15 protein-coding genes are annotated in these 16,939 nt (G+C 62.5%); 6 read left to right on the top strand and 9 right to left on the bottom strand.

Translation table 11 applies throughout. The features are described 5' to 3' along the window. Positions 1 to 223 precede the first annotated feature (223 nt). The 3 genes from RTQ46_RS23585 to RTQ46_RS23575 are packed head-to-tail and all read left to right on the top strand — an operon-like array spanning position 224 to position 2,705. On the top strand, positions 224 to 949 hold the full coding sequence (locus tag RTQ46_RS23585) for a phosphatase PAP2 family protein (protein ID WP_312440026.1): 726 nt from the start codon (positions 224 to 226) through the stop codon (positions 947 to 949). 9 nt (positions 950 to 958) lie between these two features. Beyond that, the gene (locus RTQ46_RS23580; RefSeq protein ID WP_312440029.1) at positions 959 to 1,885 is read left to right on the top strand and encodes a diacylglycerol kinase family protein; all 927 of its coding nucleotides are present in this window, start codon (positions 959 to 961) and stop codon (positions 1,883 to 1,885) included. 1 nt (position 1,886) lies between these two features. Further along, a complete protein-coding gene (locus RTQ46_RS23575; RefSeq protein ID WP_312440025.1) occupies positions 1,887 to 2,705 on the top strand; it encodes a metallophosphoesterase family protein in 819 nt (272 codons plus the stop codon). 203 nt (positions 2,706 to 2,908) lie between these two features. On the opposite strand, the gene cls is transcribed toward RTQ46_RS23575, so the two are convergent. Both cls and RTQ46_RS23565 read right to left on the bottom strand, forming a co-directional pair. Continuing rightward, positions 2,909 to 4,300 carry a cardiolipin synthase gene (gene cls / locus RTQ46_RS23570; protein ID WP_312440024.1) on the bottom strand — a complete coding sequence of 464 codons (1,392 nt, stop codon included), beginning with the start codon at positions 4,298 to 4,300 and terminating at the stop codon, positions 2,909 to 2,911. Next, on the bottom strand, positions 4,297 to 6,408 hold the full coding sequence (locus RTQ46_RS23565; protein WP_312440023.1) for a site-specific recombinase: 2,112 nt from the start codon (positions 6,406 to 6,408) through the stop codon (positions 4,297 to 4,299). Before RTQ46_RS23565 ends, cls begins: the two co-directional genes overlap by 4 nt. Positions 6,409 to 6,773: 365 nt before the next feature. Here RTQ46_RS23565 and RTQ46_RS23560 point away from each other — a divergent pair, with 365 nt between their 5' ends. Continuing rightward, on the top strand, positions 6,774 to 7,847 hold the full coding sequence (locus tag RTQ46_RS23560) for a porin (RefSeq protein ID WP_312440022.1): 1,074 nt from the start codon (positions 6,774 to 6,776) through the stop codon (positions 7,845 to 7,847). Here the strand turns inward: RTQ46_RS23560 and RTQ46_RS23555 are convergent. The 3 genes from RTQ46_RS23555 to RTQ46_RS23545 all read right to left on the bottom strand — a co-directional run bounded on the left by RTQ46_RS23555 (position 7,835) and on the right by RTQ46_RS23545 (position 10,382). Next, positions 7,835 to 8,395, bottom strand: a complete 561-nt coding sequence (locus RTQ46_RS23555; RefSeq protein WP_312440021.1) for a DUF3617 domain-containing protein — start codon at positions 8,393 to 8,395, stop codon at positions 7,835 to 7,837. The two genes, RTQ46_RS23560 and RTQ46_RS23555, sit on opposite strands and share 13 nt — an antisense overlap. 92 nt (positions 8,396 to 8,487) lie before the next feature. After that, positions 8,488 to 10,035: a TerC family protein gene (locus tag RTQ46_RS23550; protein ID WP_312440020.1), complete on the bottom strand. Its 1,548-nt coding sequence runs from the start codon at positions 10,033 to 10,035 to the stop codon at positions 8,488 to 8,490. 77 nt (positions 10,036 to 10,112) lie between these two features. Next, positions 10,113 to 10,382: a hypothetical protein gene (locus RTQ46_RS23545; protein ID WP_312440019.1), complete on the bottom strand. Its 270-nt coding sequence runs from the start codon at positions 10,380 to 10,382 to the stop codon at positions 10,113 to 10,115. A gap of 268 nt (positions 10,383 to 10,650) precedes the next feature. Here RTQ46_RS23545 and RTQ46_RS23540 point away from each other — a divergent pair, with 268 nt between their 5' ends. After that, positions 10,651 to 13,479, top strand: coding sequence for a pitrilysin family protein (locus RTQ46_RS23540; protein WP_312440018.1), 2,829 nt, complete (start codon positions 10,651 to 10,653; stop codon positions 13,477 to 13,479). A gap of 199 nt (positions 13,480 to 13,678) precedes the next feature. Here the strand turns inward: RTQ46_RS23540 and RTQ46_RS23535 are convergent, their stop codons facing one another. The 4 genes from RTQ46_RS23535 to RTQ46_RS23520 form a co-directional block, all read right to left on the bottom strand. Then, positions 13,679 to 14,359 carry an OmpA family protein gene (locus tag RTQ46_RS23535; RefSeq protein ID WP_312440017.1) on the bottom strand — a complete coding sequence of 227 codons (681 nt, stop codon included), beginning with the start codon at positions 14,357 to 14,359 and terminating at the stop codon, positions 13,679 to 13,681. Positions 14,360 to 14,515: 156 nt separating this feature from the next. Further along, the gene (locus RTQ46_RS23530; RefSeq protein WP_121670992.1) at positions 14,516 to 14,662 is read right to left on the bottom strand and encodes a lmo0937 family membrane protein; all 147 of its coding nucleotides are present in this window, start codon (positions 14,660 to 14,662) and stop codon (positions 14,516 to 14,518) included. A 178-nt stretch (positions 14,663 to 14,840) separates the two neighbouring features. Continuing rightward, complete coding sequence (locus RTQ46_RS23525) at positions 14,841 to 15,272, bottom strand: hypothetical protein (protein ID WP_312440016.1); 432 nt, start codon at positions 15,270 to 15,272, stop codon at positions 14,841 to 14,843. Continuing rightward, positions 15,269 to 15,937: a glycine zipper 2TM domain-containing protein gene (locus tag RTQ46_RS23520; protein ID WP_312440015.1), complete on the bottom strand. Its 669-nt coding sequence runs from the start codon at positions 15,935 to 15,937 to the stop codon at positions 15,269 to 15,271. The genes RTQ46_RS23525 and RTQ46_RS23520 overlap by 4 nt, the downstream gene beginning before the upstream one ends. Before the next feature lie 219 nt (positions 15,938 to 16,156). On the opposite strand from RTQ46_RS23520, the gene RTQ46_RS23515 reads away from it, so the two are divergent. Further along, positions 16,157 to 16,912, top strand: coding sequence for a Crp/Fnr family transcriptional regulator (locus tag RTQ46_RS23515; protein ID WP_409518368.1), 756 nt, complete (start codon positions 16,157 to 16,159; stop codon positions 16,910 to 16,912). Positions 16,913 to 16,939: the final 27 nt, after the last annotated feature.

Here is a 16,939-nt window from a genome sequence, read left to right as displayed (position 1 = left end):
GAGCGAATTCCAGGCCGAACCGTGAGCCAAAACCGCTATTCAATGTTGCCATGACAATTCCTTTGAGGGAGATGTGTTGAACGAGTCATCAGAATAGCACAACTACTGTATGAAAACACAGCTACTGTATGGATAGACAGTATATTTTTTTGGCTGTGGTATTTTTGATCATGATGAGATAAGTGAAGGAGAAGCCAGTTTGCAACACAACAATGACACGAGCATGACGACGGGATGGTTGATCAAGGTACGCCGTTTTGTCGAGGCGCGGCTCTCGCCCGAGGGCGAACTGGGCCTGCATATGACGGTGGGCGTGGTGCTGATGCTGATCGCCATCGTGGTATTCCACGAAATCGCCGAAGAGGTGATGGGCATGGACGACATCACCGTGCTGGACCTGCAGGTGGCAAACTGGTTCAACCAGCATGCGGTGCCATGGATTACCGCCTGCCTGCTGGTGATCACGCACCTGCATGGCGTGATCGGCGCCATCACGCTGGCGTGCCTGCTGGCCTGGTATCTGTATCGCCAGAAAGCGACCTACTGGCTGTTTACGCTGGTCATTACCATGCCGGGCGTCATGTTCCTGAACGTCCTGTTAAAGTATATTTTCGGACGCGCGCGGCCCAGTTTCGAGACGCCCTTGCTCGATGCGCTGAGCACCTACAGCTTTCCCAGCGGCCATACCGCCACCGCCACGGCGATGTACGGCCTGCTGGGCGCCTACCTGATATGCCAGACGGACAGGCGCCAGTGGCGCCGGCGCATCGTCATTGCGCTGGCCGCCTTCGGCATGGCGGCGCTGGTAGGATTCAGCCGCATCTATCTGGGCGCGCACTACCTGAGCGATGTGCTGGCGGCGATGGCGGAAAGCTATGGCTGGCTGGCCATCTGCATTGCCGGCATGTCGACACTGCGCCGCCGCCGGCATATCCGTCAAACAAAATAACAGGGGAATATTCTGGGTACCAAAGTCGCAGTCATCATCAACGCCAGCGCCGGATGCGGTTACGCACCGGACTGGGCGCAGCAACTGGAAGCGACTTTCGCCAGCGTCGGCCTCGACGCCGCCATCACCCTGGCCGCCAGCGGCGAGGAAATGATCGCCACCGCCGAGCAGGCCATCCGCGATGGCGCGCCGATCGTGGTGGCCGGCGGCGGCGACGGCACCATCAATGCGGTGGCCTCGGTGGTGGTCGGCAGCGGCACGCCGTTTGGCGTGCTGCCGCTGGGCACGCTGAATCATTTCGCCAAGGACCTCAATATCCCGCTCGAACTCGACGCGGCGATCGCCAATGTGGCCAAAGGCGTGCCGCACAAGGTCGACGTGGGCGAAGTCAATGGCCGCATCTTTCTGAACAACTCCAGCCTGGGCCTGTATCCCGACATCGTGCGCGACCGCGAAAAGCAGCAGCGCCGGTTGGGCCGCGGCAAGTGGCTGGCCTTCAGCTGGGCCTTGGTCGCCGCGCTGCGCCGCTATCCCTTCCTCAGCGTGCAGCTGAGCGTGGGCGACGCCGTGCATGCGCGGCGCACGCCGTTTGTCTTTATCGGCAATAACGAATACCTGATGGAAGGGCTGAATATCGGCGAGCGCGAACGCCTGGACGCTGGCAAGCTCAGCCTGTATGTGGCGCAGCGGCCGGGAAGGCTGGGCCTGTTGCGCCTCGCGCTGCATGCGCTGTTCGGCAAACTGAGCCAGGCGAAGGATTTCGATATCGTCAGCCTGACCGAGGTGGAAATCGCCACCCGCCACCACCGCCTGCGCGTGGCCACCGATGGCGAAGTGACCGTCATGAATACCCCATTGAAATACCGCATCCGTCCGGCCGCGCTCGACGTGATCGTGCCCGCGCCAGTGACCATCACCGCAACAGAGGAGAATTGACATGCGCACCATCGTGCATTTATCGGACCTGCATTTCGGCAAGGTCGACCAGGCTTTGCTGGCGCCGCTGCGCACGCTGATCGACAAGCTCGAACCGCACCTGGTGGTGGTGTCGGGCGACCTGAGCCAGCGCGCGCGCAGCGCCGAATTCCAGGCCGCGCGCGGCTACCTGGACAGCCTGCCGGGACCACAGATCATCGTGCCGGGCAACCACGACGTGCCGCTGTACAACGTCTTTAGCCGTTTCCTGACGCCGCTGGTGAAGTACCAGCGCTATGTGACGGACGACCTGTCGCCCGAATATGTCGACGATGAAATTGCCGTGCTGGGCATCAATACGGCGCGCTCGCTGACATTCAAGGATGGGCGCATCAGCCATGAACAGATCGATGCGCTGCGCGCCCGGCTGGCCAGCTTGCCCGAAAGCCTGACGCGCGTGATCGTCACGCATCACCCGTTCGACCTGCCGGAAAACTTCGACGAGGACGACCTGGTCGACCGCGCGCCGCAGGCGCTGCAGATGTTTTCCGAATGCGGCGTCGATCTGCTGCTGGCCGGCCACCTGCACGCCAGCGTGTCGGGCAACACGGCCGAGCGCTACAAGATCGACGGCTATGCGGCGCTGATGGTGCAGGCCGGCACGGCCACCTCCACGCGCGGCAGGGGCGAGAGCAATTCGTTCAATGTAATCCTGATCGAAGACAGCGAGATCCGCGTCGAGCGCTATGGCTGGAACGAAGCGAGCGGCGACTTTGAAAAAGTCAGCACCGAGGCGTTCCAGCGCACCGGCGGCGTGTGGGCCAGCATGCGGCCGCTTTGATGGGGTGATGCAGGCCGGATCAGGCGCTTCGGGCCGTAATCCGACACCACCACCGGCCCAGCCAACAATGTTGTCGGATGACGCGCGAAGCGCTAATCCGACCTGCGATGGGTGACGCGGTCGGGTGGGGTCGGGCAGGTCGGATTAGCGCGCAAGCGCGTAATCCGACGTCACCACCGTCCTCGCCAACAACGTTATCGGCATCACAGCCAGTAATGCATGAACTGCGCCGCCCATTCCTTCATGCGGTCGGCCCACGGCCGCGATTCCCACTTGGCCTTGGTAATTTCCTCGGAATCGCGCAAGTCTTCCTGGAACGCGTTTTCCATTTCACGGCCGAAGCTGTCGCCCAGCACCACCACGTTCAGCTCGCTGTTATGCATGAAGCTGCGCATGTCGATATTGGTCGAGCCGACTGTCGACCAGGCGCCGTCGATGACGGCCGTCTTGGCGTGCAGCACGGCCAGTTTCAGATGGTAGATGCGCACGCCGCCGGCCAGCAGTTCGTCGTACAGCGCGTGGCCGGCATGGAACACCAGGCCGCTGTCGGACACGCCCGGCAGCACCACCTTGACCTCCACGCCACGCTTGGCGGCGGCGGTCAGGGCATCGACCGTCTGCTTGTCAGGCACGAAATAGGCCGAGGTGATATGAATCGATTTCTTGGCTTCCTGGATTGCCAGGATATAGGCCTTGTAGATCTCGAAGCCGCCGCCCGGTTCGCTGGCCACCACGCGCACCAGCTTGTCGCCCACTTCGGGCAGCGGCGGGAAGTAGGGCGCATCGGGCAGGTCGGCCCGGTCCTGCTGGGCCCAGGTGCGGATGAACAGCCACTGGAAAGCGGCCGCGGCCGGACCCTCGATCTTCACGTGCGTGTCGCGCCAGCCCACGTCGCTCTTGTCGGACGGCTTGGCCTTGGAGCGGAACAGCGAGCTTTTCGAATACGTGTTGCTGATATTGATGCCGCCCGTAAACGCCATCTTGCCGTCGACGATCAGCACCTTGCGGTGGTCGCGGTTATTGATCTTCCATTCGTCGCCCTTGAGCTTGGCCGGGTTGACGGGGTTGAACGCCACCAGATGGATACCGGCCGCGCGCATGCGGTCGAAAAACGCCTGCGGCACCCCCAGCGTCCCCACGCTGTCGTAGATGATATTGACCGTCACGCCCGATTGCTGCTTTTCGATCAGCGCATCGGCGAACTTCAGTCCCATCGGGTCCTGGTCGAAGATGTAGGTTTCCAGGTTGATGGTGGACTTGGCTTCGGTGATGGCCTTGAGCATTTCTTTCATGGTCTGCGGGCCGTCGAACAGCAGCGTCACCTTGTTGCCTTTGATCAGCGGCACGCCGGTGGCCGCTTCCTCCAGCGCGGCCTGGGTCTTCAGGTCCATGCCGGACTTGGCCCAGCGCTTGTTGAGCAGGGCGGCGCGGCTGTTGACGTTCAGCAGCGCGCCCTTGCCGTTGACCACCTTGGGCGCGGCCACCGGTTCCAGTTCGTTGTTCAGATTCTTGACGTCGGGCAGCGAGGCGCATGCAGCCAGGGTCCAGCACAGCAGGAATGCGGTCAGATAGGGCTGCAGGCGCTTGGCGCTCATTTTGGGCCTTTGGGAGGTAAGGGGTTGATCATGTCGTCGGCCAGCGCCAGTGGCGGCGGATTGTTGGAACCAAAGAAGAAGACGATGGGCGACTTGATGAAACGCTTGCCCAGGATCTTCAATAACTGCAAACCATGCTTGAAGCGCACCTGGCGCGAGCGCAGGGCCACCCACAGCGCCAGGCCGAAGCTGACCAGCAGGTTGGCCGTGCCGATGGCAAAGATGCCGGCCAGCGACTTGACGGCCAGCTGCCAGCTCATATTGTGATCGAGTCCGACCAGGGCTGTCGCAAAGTTTGCCGCCGAGAAGGTAATGTGGCGGATATCGATCGGCAGGCCGATCAAAAAGCCAAGGGTGCCGATGGTGCCCAGCAGGATACCGAAATAGAAGTTACCCATCAGTCCGCCCAGGTTATTTTCCAGGTACAGGCCCAGCCGGGCCAGCCGTTCCTGGCCGATGATACGCCCCAGGCCGCGCAATTGCGCGATGCGCTGGGCCCAGCGCGTGTACAGCGCCTGGTTGTCATAGTAGCCCGAAATCAACCCGGCCACGAACAGGCACACGCCGGCGATCATGGCGTAGAAAATGGCGGGGCTGCCGATCGGATCGATATCGTGCAGCAAGTGCATTGCCTTGTCGGGCGATACCAGGTGGTGGCCCGTGATGGCGTGGTAGCCAAGCGCGATCAGCCAGGCCGTCGGGATGGCGGTAGCGATATTGCCCAGCACGGCCATGTTTTGCGTGCGGAACACTTTATTGATCAGCTCGGCCATGCTGTCCAGGTCGATATTGCGCCCGTCCTTGCTGTGCAGGCCGGCGGCGATGCGCGAGGCCGTCATGGCTGGCTGCTTGGTGGCCACCGTGAAGTGCAGCAGGTGGATGAACATGAAGCCGATCGAGTAATTCATGCTGAACATGAACGCTTCGACCAGCGGCGCCGAGCGCAGATACGACATCAGTATCTTGAACAGCGCCATGAAGCCGATGATCACGCCAGCGCCGGCCGACGACAGGAACATGCCGGCCATTTCACGGCGGTTTTCGGCAATATAGTGCTCGCCGGTGCGGCTGGCGTTTTCCGTCACGTTACGGGCCAGCAAGTTGATATTGTCCGTAAACAGGTCGCTGACCTTGTACTTGTGGTTGTGCGCGCGGATCAGTTCCATCGCCAGCGCCACCGCGCCCGCGCGGCGGCGGCTGATCGGACGTGCGTCGATCACGCTGGTGCCGGCATCGACGTTGATGGTGGTGATGGCCTCGGCGGTGGCCGCGCCGGGCAGCTCGCCGCTGGTATCGACCAGGAACAGCAGCTTGCGCAGCCGCTCGATGCTTTGCGCCAGCGCCACCAGCAGGTAGGTCAACGGAATGCTGGTGCCCTGGTACAAGGCTTTCTTGCGGATCTTGGCGATCACGGCGTCGCACTGGTCCAGCATCACCAGCAGGTGGCGCGCATCTTCGATATGCGTGATATTGCCTTGCAGCAGTTGGGTGTACGCTTCGAGGTAGGCGTTCACTTCGGTGTTCTGCACCATGAACGGCGACTGGAACACTTCGATTTCACTGTGAAACCGCGTCAGTTCCGGCTCCAGGCCCATGGCGCAGACCCGATAGGACAGGGTGCTGATGGCGTCGAGCAGGCCAGGCAGCATGATATTGCCGTCGCCCACGGCCAGTTCGATCTCCTGCCCGGTCAGCACGTCGATCAGGGCCAGCCAGTCCGCAGCCGGCACATTGCTGATCCATAAATAGTCGGTCTTCAGGTACAGCACCTGGTCGAGCGCATCGTTCAGGTATTCATCGCCCAGTGCGGGCGGCAGCATGCGGTAAGCGATGCGGCGTTTGAGTTCGGTAAAAAAGCCATTGTTCGACAGTACGCCGATGTCGGTGTACAGGCTGGCATGGCGGCGCGCGGCCAGCACGCGCAACACGTATTCATGCAGGGCGCGCGCTTGCGCAGGGTTGCCTTGCAGCAGTTGGCGCAAGGTACGCACGTTGGCGATCGCGGTGGCGCTGTCGTGGGGGCGTTTGGGACGCAATGAGTTAAACAGTTCGACCAGCAAGGCGATATTGCTGGTGTAGGGATCAATGCGTTCGAGGATAGCTAGCATGCAGTAAAACGGGCGGGCCGCTGTCGGTAAAACCCGTAGTGTAACCGCTGCGCCAGATCGTGCAACGTGCGGCATCGAACACTGGGGAGGGCAGTTATGCCAGATAGTCGCGTTTGTTGTTTTGCAATCAGCGTTAATAAAAAGCAAGTCTGGCGCGGGCGCCGACAGTTGTTGCTGGCTGGTGACACGCTGGAATGCCGAGCATTTGCTTTCTGTTGTACATCGCACAGATCGCTTGCTTAAAAACGCGGATAAGGTAACTATGGGTCAGACACACAGCGCGTGTCCTGATCGATACCGGCAATTTCTGCTTTCACGTTACCGAGATATTTATCATGAAGACCTCCTGCCTTGCGCTTGTTGTGATGGGATTAGGGCCACTGGCGCTATGCGCGCAGGCCGAGACGACTGCCGCGCCCGGCGCTGGCAGCAGCGCCACCATCTATGGCGTGCTCGACGCCGGCGTGGTCGCCGAGCGCGGCTGTGCCGCCAATTGCGCATCCGGCAAGGTCGCGGGCGGCGTCGCTTCCGGCTCGCGCCTGGGCGTGCAGGGCCGCGAAGCGCTGGGCAATGAGGTCAGCGCCGTGTATGCGCTGGAAGCGGGCATTGCCAACGATACGGGGCAGTCTGAGGAAGGGCGCCTGTTCGGCCGCCAGGCCTATGTCGGCCTCGACAGCCGCCTGGGTGCGCTGACGCTGGGCCGCCAGTACAATCTGCAATATGTCACCCTGACCGACGTGGCCGACCCGTTCAGGGGCGGCATGGCGGGCAGCGCCGGCAACCTGGCCGGCTATGGCGCAAAACGCTATGACAATACCGTCAAATACGTGACGCCGGCCCTGCGCGGCGTCAGCGCCGCCGCCATCTACAGCTTTGGCGAATCGCCCTACAGCCGCGCGCAGAACCGCGCCTATGGCGCCACGCTCGGCTATTCGGCCGGCGCCGTGAATGTCAGCGTGTCGCACCAGCGCAAGAACAATTTCATCCAGGCCGAGGGCACCGTGCCGGCGATCGACATGTCGGCCCGCAATACGCTGGTGGCGGCCAACCTGGACCTGGGCCTGGCCACCGCGTTTGCCGCCGTCGGCCTCAACCGGGGCTATGGCAGTTCGCCGTGGGATCCCAGCGTTGCCTACAGCTCGCTGGCGCTGTCGATGTCGTCGTCGGACAGCCGCGACACCTTGATGGGCGTATCGGTGCCGGTTGCCGGCTTCAAGCTGCTGGCATCCTACGTGCGCAAGGATGACCGCGACCTGGCCAACCGCGACGCCAACCAGGTGGCGCTGGGCGTCACGTATTCGCTGTCAAAGCGCAGCGATTTCTATGCTTCGTACGCGAAGATCCACAACAAGAATGGCGCCCGCTATACGGTGGGCAACGCCAGCGACAGCGGGCGTGGTGACGCCGCCTTCAATCTCGGTTTCCGTCACGGTTTCTGAATTGCTGCCGGGCAGCTGGCGCCCAGCCACTTGCCGGTACTGGCCACGTTGACCTGCTCCGGCGTGCCGCGCGCGCTGGTGGTCGCACTCAACTGCATGGTAAACGCCTGGTCGCCCTGGAACGTCACCTTGCCGGTGCCGCTGGACTTGGGATTGGCGCAGGTAAACGACACGTCCAGGCCGCCCGGCGTACTCACATTGTTCGACCGGCAGTCGCCGGGCTGGCCGGTGGGAATCTGCTTGCGCGCCGCCATCTCCGGCGTGACGCAAGCCGTTACCCGCACGGCCCCATCGGCGCCGACGGTGGGCATGGCCATGCCGCGGCTGGCGGCCATCGCTTCGAGCTGCTTGCGCTGGTCGGGCGGCAGGTTGCCCAGCTGCTGCAGCACCATCGACATGGCGCTGTCGGTGGCGACGTCAGGGGATGCCATCTTGCTGTCGATCTGCCACAGGCCGGGCTTGATCGGGGGAGGGGCGTCCTTGGCGTGCGCCTGCAAGGCGAGCAGGGCGCAGGCGGCAAAGGTCATTCGGGAAAGAACAGGGTACATGGCTGGGGTCTCCAAAAAAGGCAGTCCCCAGCATACGCGATGGCAGGCGGTGCACGCTTGCCGGCTTGTTACAAACTGTGATGACAGCCGAACTACAGGCTGCGATCGGGTTCGATGCGGCGCACGTCGACGCAGGCGATGCGGCGCTCGTCGGCCTCCAGGATCTCGTAGCGCAGGTCGTTCAGCTCCAGCACTTCACCCACGGCCGGCATGTTCTCGAAGTGAGCCAGCAGGAAGCCCGCCAGCGAGTTGTATTCGCCGTCTTCGCTGACCAGGGTATCGGTCTCGAACACCTGCTCCAGGTAATGCAGGTCGGTCGCGCCGTCGATGCGCCAGTGATTGGCGCCCAGCACCTCCACGTCCGGCTGTTCGTCCTCGTCCGGGAATTCGCCGGCGATCGCTTCCAGGATGTCGATCGGCGTCAGCACGCCCTGGACCGTGCCGAACTCGTCGACCACCAGCACCAGCTGGCCGCGCGAACGGCGCAGCGTTTCCATCGCCTTCAGCACGCCGGCCGCTTCCGGCACCACGATCGCTTCGCGCATGCTGGCCGGGTCGATCTTGCCGTGCGAGACCAGGTCCTCGATCAGGTCCTTGCTGCGCGCCAGGCCCACCACATTGTCGAGGTCATCGTTACAGACGGGAATCATGCTGTGCGGCGTCTCGCGCAGCAGGGTCAGCATTTTTTCCGTGCTGTCGTTCAGGTTGACCCACGACACGTCGCCGCGCGGCGTCATCACCGAGCGGATCGAACGTTCGCCCAGCGTCAGCACGCCGCTGACCATATTGCGCTCTTCCACGCCGAAGGCCGAGATGTCCGGCGTTTCCTTGACCTCGTCTTCCTGCACCGCTTCGCGGCCCTTGCGGCCACCCAGCAGGCTCAGCACGGCTTGCGCGGTGCGGTCGCGCAGCGGCGTGGTCGACTGCAGCTTGAGGAAATTGCGACGCGCCAGCTGGTTGAAGAACTCGATTACCACCGAGAAACCGATGGCCGCATACAGATAGCCTTTCGGAATGTGGAAGCCCAGGCCTTCGGCGATCAGCGACAGGCCGATCATCAGCAAAAAGCTCAGGCACAGCACCACCACGGTCGGGTGCGCATTGACGAAGCGCGTCAGCGCTTTCGAGGCCAGCATCATGACGCCGATGGAAATGATCACGGCGGCCATCATCACGCCCAGGTGTTCGACCATGCCGACCGCCGTGATTACGGCGTCGAGCGAGAAGACGGCGTCGAGCACCACGATCTGCGCCACCACCAGGCCGAAGCCGGCGTAGACTTTCGGGCCGGTCTCGGCGTGGGTCACGCCTTCGAGGCGTTCATGCAGCTCGGTGGTGGCCTTGAACAGCAGGAACAGGCCGCCGACCAGCAGGATCAGGTCGCGTCCTGAAAAAGTGAGTTGCCAGACCGAGAACAGCGGCGTGGTCAGCGTCACCAGCCACGAGATCAGCGACAGCAGGCCCAGGCGCATGATCAGGGCCAGCGCCAGGCCCAGCACGCGCGCCTTGTCGCGCTGGTGCGGCGGCAGTTTCTCGGCCAGGATGGCGATGAAAATCAGGTTGTCGATGCCCAGCACGATTTCCAGTACGACCAGCGTCAGCAGGCCGACCCAGATTGTCGGGTCAAATAACCATTCCATTATGTCTTACCTTGTAAAGTCAAAAAGTTTCAAGCTTGCCTGGCGGCGAGAACCCCAGGCCTGTGGTCGGATATGCATCAGCGGCGAACGCGTGGCGGGCGGATCGCCTGCCACACGTCCGCTTCGACAAGTGCGCCCGGTCCTGCCTGCCAGATGATGGCGCAAAACGGGACGGCCTGGCGAAACCGGGGATACAGCGTGATGGGGTCGTTGTCGCATTCTTCCGCGTCGCAGCTGTCGGCATCGGCATCGGAAACGGTGTCAGGGTGTGCGCTGGCGTCAGGGCAATCGACGCTGGCCGCATGCAGGGCCGCGTGCTGGAATGGGGAGGGACTGGCGTACGCCATGCTGGCGAATGCCTGGGGTAGCGCGATGAAAACAAACAGGCAGAGCAGGACGAGAGCTCGTCTCATATACAGGCAGATAGTTCTGGAACGGTCGAGTATAGCACGGCATTATTTCAGGGCAGTGACTGCGCCGCTTGCGTAATTGACAAGCTTGTCGTAAATTGCGTAGTAGTAACAATTTCAAACGGCAGCGAAGACGCAGCGCGGGCCCGGAAAATTATTACTTGTGTGCATTTCTCTTACAACGCAGTGCTACCAGGATCACGATTTGAAACCAATTACCGCTCTGTTGCTTGCCGCCGGCATCCTGTCACCTTCCTTTATTCTGGCCGCCACCCCCGCACCCACCGTCAAGACCCAGAAAGCCGGCGCGCCGGCCGCCGCCGTCAAGGTTACCTCGGTCGAAGGCATTACCGAATACAAGCTGGCGAATGGCTTGCGCGTGCTGCTGTTTCCGGACGCCAGCAAACCGACGCTGACCACCAATATCGTCTACCTGGTCGGTTCGCGCCACGAAAACTACGGCGAGACGGGCATGGCCCACTTGCTGGAGCATCTGCTGTTCAAGCCCAGCGCCAACTTCGGCGTCAAGAAGGGCACGAAAACCCCGGTGGAGATCCTGAATTCGACGGGCGCGCAGTTCAACGGCACCACCTGGTACGACCGCACCAATTACTACGCCACCTTCCCGGCCAACGACGACAACCTGCGCCAGATGCTGGCGATGGAAGCGGACCGCATGGTCAACGCCGCCATCGACCAGAACGATTTGTGGAACCCGAAGACCAGCAAGGGTGAAATGACGGTGGTGCGCAACGAGTTCGAGATGGGCGAGAGCGATCCGATCGGCGTGACCAGCGAGCGCATCCAGGCAGTCGCCTATGACTGGCACAACTACGGCAAGTCGACCATCGGCGCGCGTTCCGATATCGAGCAGGTCAATATTCCGCGCCTGCGCGCGTTCTATCACAAGTACTACCAGCCCGATAATGCGGTGCTGATGGTGGCGGGGCGCTTCGACGAAGCAAAAGTATTGAAGCAGATCAATGATTTGTTCGGCAAAATTCCGAAACCCTCGCGCGTGATCGACCCGACCTACACGGCCGAGCCGGTGCAGGACGGCGAGCGCGCCGTGACGGTGCGCCGCAGCGGCGGCACGCAGTTCGTCGGCGCCGGCTACCACGTGGCGCCGTCGGGCCATCCGGACGCGGTCGCCATCGAAGTGCTGGGCCATGTGCTGACCGACGCACCGTCCGGCCGCCTGCACAAGGCGCTGGTGGAAACCAAACTGGCCAGCAAGATCGAATACAACTCGGTCAGCAACCTGGAGCCGGGCTACAACCTGTTCGGTGCGCTGGTGCCGCTCGATGGCAAGCTCGACGCGGCTCAGGACGCCATGCTGAAAGTGCTGGAAGACCTGAAATCGCAGCCGGTCACGGAAGCCGAAGTGGCGCGCGTCAAGCAGCAGCTGAACAAGCAGATCGAACTGGCCACCTCGAACACGGCGCGCCTGACGATCGCGCTGACCGAGTCCTTGGCGGCCGGCGACTGGCGTTTGTTCTTCCTGCAGCGCGACCAGCTTGACAAGGTGACGGCGGCGCAGGTGCAGGCAGCGGCCGAAAAATACCTGAAGAGCTCGAACCGCACGCTGGGCCGCTTTATTCCGACCGATGCGCCGGACCGCACCACCGTGCCGGCGTATGCCGACGTGGCGCCGCAGCTGGCCGGCTATACGGGCCGCGCGGTCGTCGCCCAAGGCGAAGCGTTCGACCCGAGCCCCGACAATATCGAAGCGCGCACGCAGCGCTTTACCTTGCCCAATGGCCTGAAGGGCGCCTTGCTGCCGAAGAAAACCAAGGGCAATACCGTCAGCGTGGTGCTGAAACTGCATTTCGGCAGTGCCGACAGCCTGGCCGGCAAGTCCGGCGTGGGCAGCTATACGGCCAATCTGCTGGCGCGCGGCACCGACAAACTGTCGCGCCAGGAAGTGAAGGATAAATTCGACCAGCTCGGCATGCAGGTCAGCATCACCGGTGGCGCCGAAGGCATCACGGCGGCCCTGAGCGGCAAGCGCGACAACTTGCCGGCGGCGATGGACCTGCTGGCGCAGGTACTGCAAAAACCGGCCCTGAGCGAGACGGAATTCCTCGAGCTGCAGCGCGAACGCGTCGGTCGCGCCGAGCAGGAACTGCCCGAGCCGATGCCGCTGGCCTCGAACGCCTTTGTGCGCCTGCTCGATGCAACGCCGCCCGAGCACGTGCGCCATGTCAAGACCTTGCCGGAACAGCTGGCCGTCTGGAAAAGCGTGACGGTGGCCGACGTCAAGGCCTTCCACGCCGGCTACTACGGCGCTGCCGACGCCGGCTTCGCCGCCGTTGGCGACTTCGATGCGGCCGCGCTCAAAGCGCAGGTCACCAGCCTGTACGGCAACTGGAAGGCAGCCCAGCCGTATGTGCGCATTGCCGATACCGTCAAGCCGGTCAGCGGTGAAAAAGTCAGCCTGGAAACGCCGGACAAGGCCAACAGCGTGCTGTTCGCAATCCAGCCCCTGACTCTGAAAGACGACGCGCCGCAATACCCGGCGCTGCTGATGGCCAACCACATGCTCGGTGGCGGCGCGCTGCGCAGCCGCCTGGCCGACCGCATCCGCCAGAAGGAAGGCCTGTCGTATGGCGTCGGCTCGCAACTGAGCGTGCCGGCGCGCGATCCGGCCGGTTTCTGGATGGCCTATGCCATCAGCGCGCCGCAAAACACCGTCAAGGTGGAAGCGGCGCTGCGCGAGGAAATCGCCAAGGTGCTGGCCGAAGGGTTTACGGAAGCGGAACTGGTGGAAGCGAAAAAAGGCTGGCTGCAGTCGGAAGAAGTCGAGCGCACCCAGGATGGACCGCTGGCGCGCACCCTGGCCACGTACCTGGAAGATGGCCGCACCATGGCCTACGACAAGGACCTGGAAGCGAAAGTGGCGGCACTGACCCTGGCGCAGGTGAACCAGGGCTTGCGCGAGTACCTGAAGTCGGACGCCGTGTCGGTGGTAACGGCAGGCGACTTTGCCAAGGTGGCGAAAGAGTCCGGCGCCGCGGCGGCAACGGCGAAATAAACCGTTGTACGTAAAAAAAACCGCAGACAAGTCAAATTGTCTGCGGTTTTTGTTTTTTTATTGGTATGAAACCAACGTCTCGACACCGAACAAAACCGTAGCGAGCGGAAGCGAATTGTGGTCGAGAAGCGCAACCGTACTGGAGTACGGTGAGCATCGCAGGCCGCAAGTCGCGACGCGCAGCAGGTTTGGTTCGGTGTTATCTAGGAGCCATCTCGGCGACGTAGATTTCTACGCGGCGGTTGCGGGCGCGGCCGTCGTTGTCGGAGTTCGAGGCGATCGGTTCACGCGCGCCACGGCCTTCGACCACCACGCGGGTCGGCGAGACGCCGCGCATCGACAGGTAGTCGCGCGTGTGCGCTGCGCGTTCGACCGACAGCGGCTCGTTGATCGAAGCGCTGCCCGTGCTGTCGGTGTGGCCAATGATGCTCACGGTGGTGCTCGGGTTGTCGTTCAGGGTGGCAGCGAAGCGGTCGAGGATGGGGCGGAAGTTGCCCTTGATATCGGCGCGGTTGGTGTCGAACGAGATATCGCTCGGGATTTCCATTTTCAGGCGGTTATCCGAGGTCTGCGTCACTTGCACGCCGGTGCCCTGGGTGGCCTGTTCCATCGTGCGCTTCTGGTTTTCCATGCGGTTCGACCAGATATTGCCGACCACTGCGCCAGCGGCGGCACCGAGCAGGGCACCGCCAGCGGTACGGCCGCTGCCGCCACCGCTGGTGGTGCCGCCGATCAATGCGCCAAGGCCGGCGCCGACACCGGCGCCAGTGGCCGTGCCACGCTGGGTGGCCGACATGTCGGCACAGCCGGAAACGGCGATCGTCAGGGCCAGCATGCCGATCACCGATTTGGCGCCGACACGGGTTTTGAATGGATTCATGGAGTTTCTCCTAATGTTGTTCTTGAAAGTACCCGGGGGATTGCCCGCACACGTTACTGCAAAATCGCCGGACTTGCCAGTGCAGGTGCAAATGGAAAGACGGCGCCCGTTTGCACGTGCGCCGCCGCCAGCCTCAGTTGCCGCTGGCTACAGCCTCTATAGGCCGCGCCCGCTGATCAGACGCAACAGAATCATGATCACTGCAACGACCAGCAGAATGTGGATAAAGCCGCCGATGGTGTAGGAAGTAACCAGACCCAGCAGCCAGAGAATGATGAGTACTACTGCGATTGTATAGAGCATGATGTGTCCTCCGTGAGTAATATATGGATGAAAACAAGACGTTGCCGCCTGTGCCCTCATCGGTTTTTGCCATTTGCGTCGCTGCCGGAGTGACACTCCCTGCAAAACGCTGATGCCATGACGCATTGTCTACTTTGCTGCCTGAACTATCTGTACGCTGTCGTACACAACTGCAACTTCACCCTGCTTTATTCGCATTGCCTTGAACTACTGCCTGGTCGGCCTCCGTAATGCCGGGAATCCAGGACAACATGCCGGCCATGCCGACCGCGCCTGCCAGGCAGCTGAGCATGCCGCCGGTCAGCAGCAGCATCACGCCAAACACGGGAGCGGCGTGCGCCTGCGGTGCCAGGTCGAGCGCACAAAAACCCAGTATCGTCGCCAGCATGCCGCCGCCGATAAAGCTCAGCCATATCTTGTTGCTGCCTGTCTTGTCGTGATTCATGTCCGCCTCCGGTTTGTTGACTCTTTGAAATTTCCTGAGTGCATGATCTCCTGCCGTTTTGATTGCATCTGTGCGCGAACGAACATGATCAAAAAGAAAACGCCCGGACTGGCCGGGCGTGTATTGAATCAACAACAAGCTGGCGGCAATGCCGCCCGGCTTCAACCGGCGCGCAAGCCGCCGTTGACCACGCGCACGCGGTCGCCCTGGCGCCAGTTCGGCGCGGCGCTCTGGTGCACGGTGCGGGTCTTGCCGTTGTCCAGGCGCACGACGATGTTGTAGCTGCGGGTGGCGCGCACGCTGCCTTCGATCTGGTTGCCTGCCACGGCGCCGCCGACAGCGCCCAGCACGGTCGCGAGCTGCTTGCCGTGGCCGCCGCCCACCTGGTTGCCCAGCAGGCCGCCGACGACAGCGCCGCCGGCCGCGCCCACGCCGCTGCCCGAGGCACGCGTATTGACTTCATGGATCGCTTCGATCACGCCGCAGTTATTGCACACCTTGGGCGCCGGTGCCGGTGCCGCCACATATTGCGGCTCAGGCTGCGGTTGCGGGCGCGGAGCGGGTGCCGCGACAGGCGCTGGCTGGACCGCCAGCTGTTGCGGCTGCTGTTGGGGCAGGGGCGCGAGCGGCTGTGCGGTTGCCGGCGGGGCGATCGCCTGCAGGCTGGCCAGCTGTTCGCTGGACGCGGCGCTGTTGAGCGGTTGGGCATCGCGGCTGTCGGACGATGGCAGCCAGCCCATCAGGGCGGCGGTGCCGACGCCGCAGAACAGCAGTACCGCGACGGCGGCGGCAAGAATCAAGGGGTGCAACGGTTTGGTGGTGGTGCTCATGTAATGCTCCTGTCTGGTTGTTTCTGATAATGAAATGCTGGATGGCTGGCTCCGGGAAGGGCTTGCCCTGAATCTTGTTATTGGTTTGAAAGCCGAGTGTGCGTCTGCATGTCATTCGCTTCCGTGCGTCACCGTACATACATGCGCATGGTGGCCCCGTAGGCTAAGTAAAAATTATGTCGAGTTGTAACGACACCAAGGAAAAAGGCAATGCCATCAATGACCGCTACCATCAACCTGCCTCGCGATGCAGGCCGCTCCGGTTTGAGCGCACCGGCTGCGGGCAACCGTTTGCTGGCCAGCCTGCCTGAGTCCGACCTCAAGCATCTGGCGGCGCTGTTCGATACCGTTACGGTCGACGTGGGCGACGTGCTGTATGAACCGGGCCAGCCGATCGGCCATATTTATTTTCCGGGCGACTGCCTGATTTCGCTGCTGGCCGTGGCCGAAGGGCGCATGACGCTCGAAGTGGGTTCGGTCGGCCGCGAAGGCGTGCTGGGCGCTTCCGTCGCGCTGGGCCATGAACTGGCGCAGGTGCGCGCCGTCGTCCAGCGTTCTGGCAGTGCCAGCCGTATTTCGCGCGCCGATTTCTGCGCCGAATTTGCCCAGCTCGATTCGCTGCAGCGCCTGCTGTACCGTTACACCGATACGCTGCTGGCGCAGGCGATCCAGATTGCCGTGTGCAGCCGCTTCCACGTGCTGGAAGCCCGGCTGGCGCGTTCGCTGCTGATCACGCGCGACCGGCTGCAGTCGGAAAAATTTCATCTGACCCATGAATTTCTGGCCCATACGCTGGGCGTGCGGCGTGTCGGCGTGACCAAGGCAGCCAGCGCACTGCAGCAGCAGAAACTGATTACCTATAGCCGTGGCAATATCGAGATCCTCGATTCGGCCGGCCTGGAGGCAGTCTCCTGCCGCTGCTACGAACTGGTCAAGGACACGGGTACGGCCGGCATGGCCAATGTGTTTGTATAACGGCGCGTGACCTTTTCAGCGGACGTA

This window comes from Janthinobacterium sp. (assembly GCF_031995485.1).
GTDB lineage: Bacteria > Pseudomonadota > Gammaproteobacteria > Burkholderiales > Burkholderiaceae_D > Janthinobacterium.
This window is presented reverse-complemented; position numbering and strand designations above follow the sequence as displayed.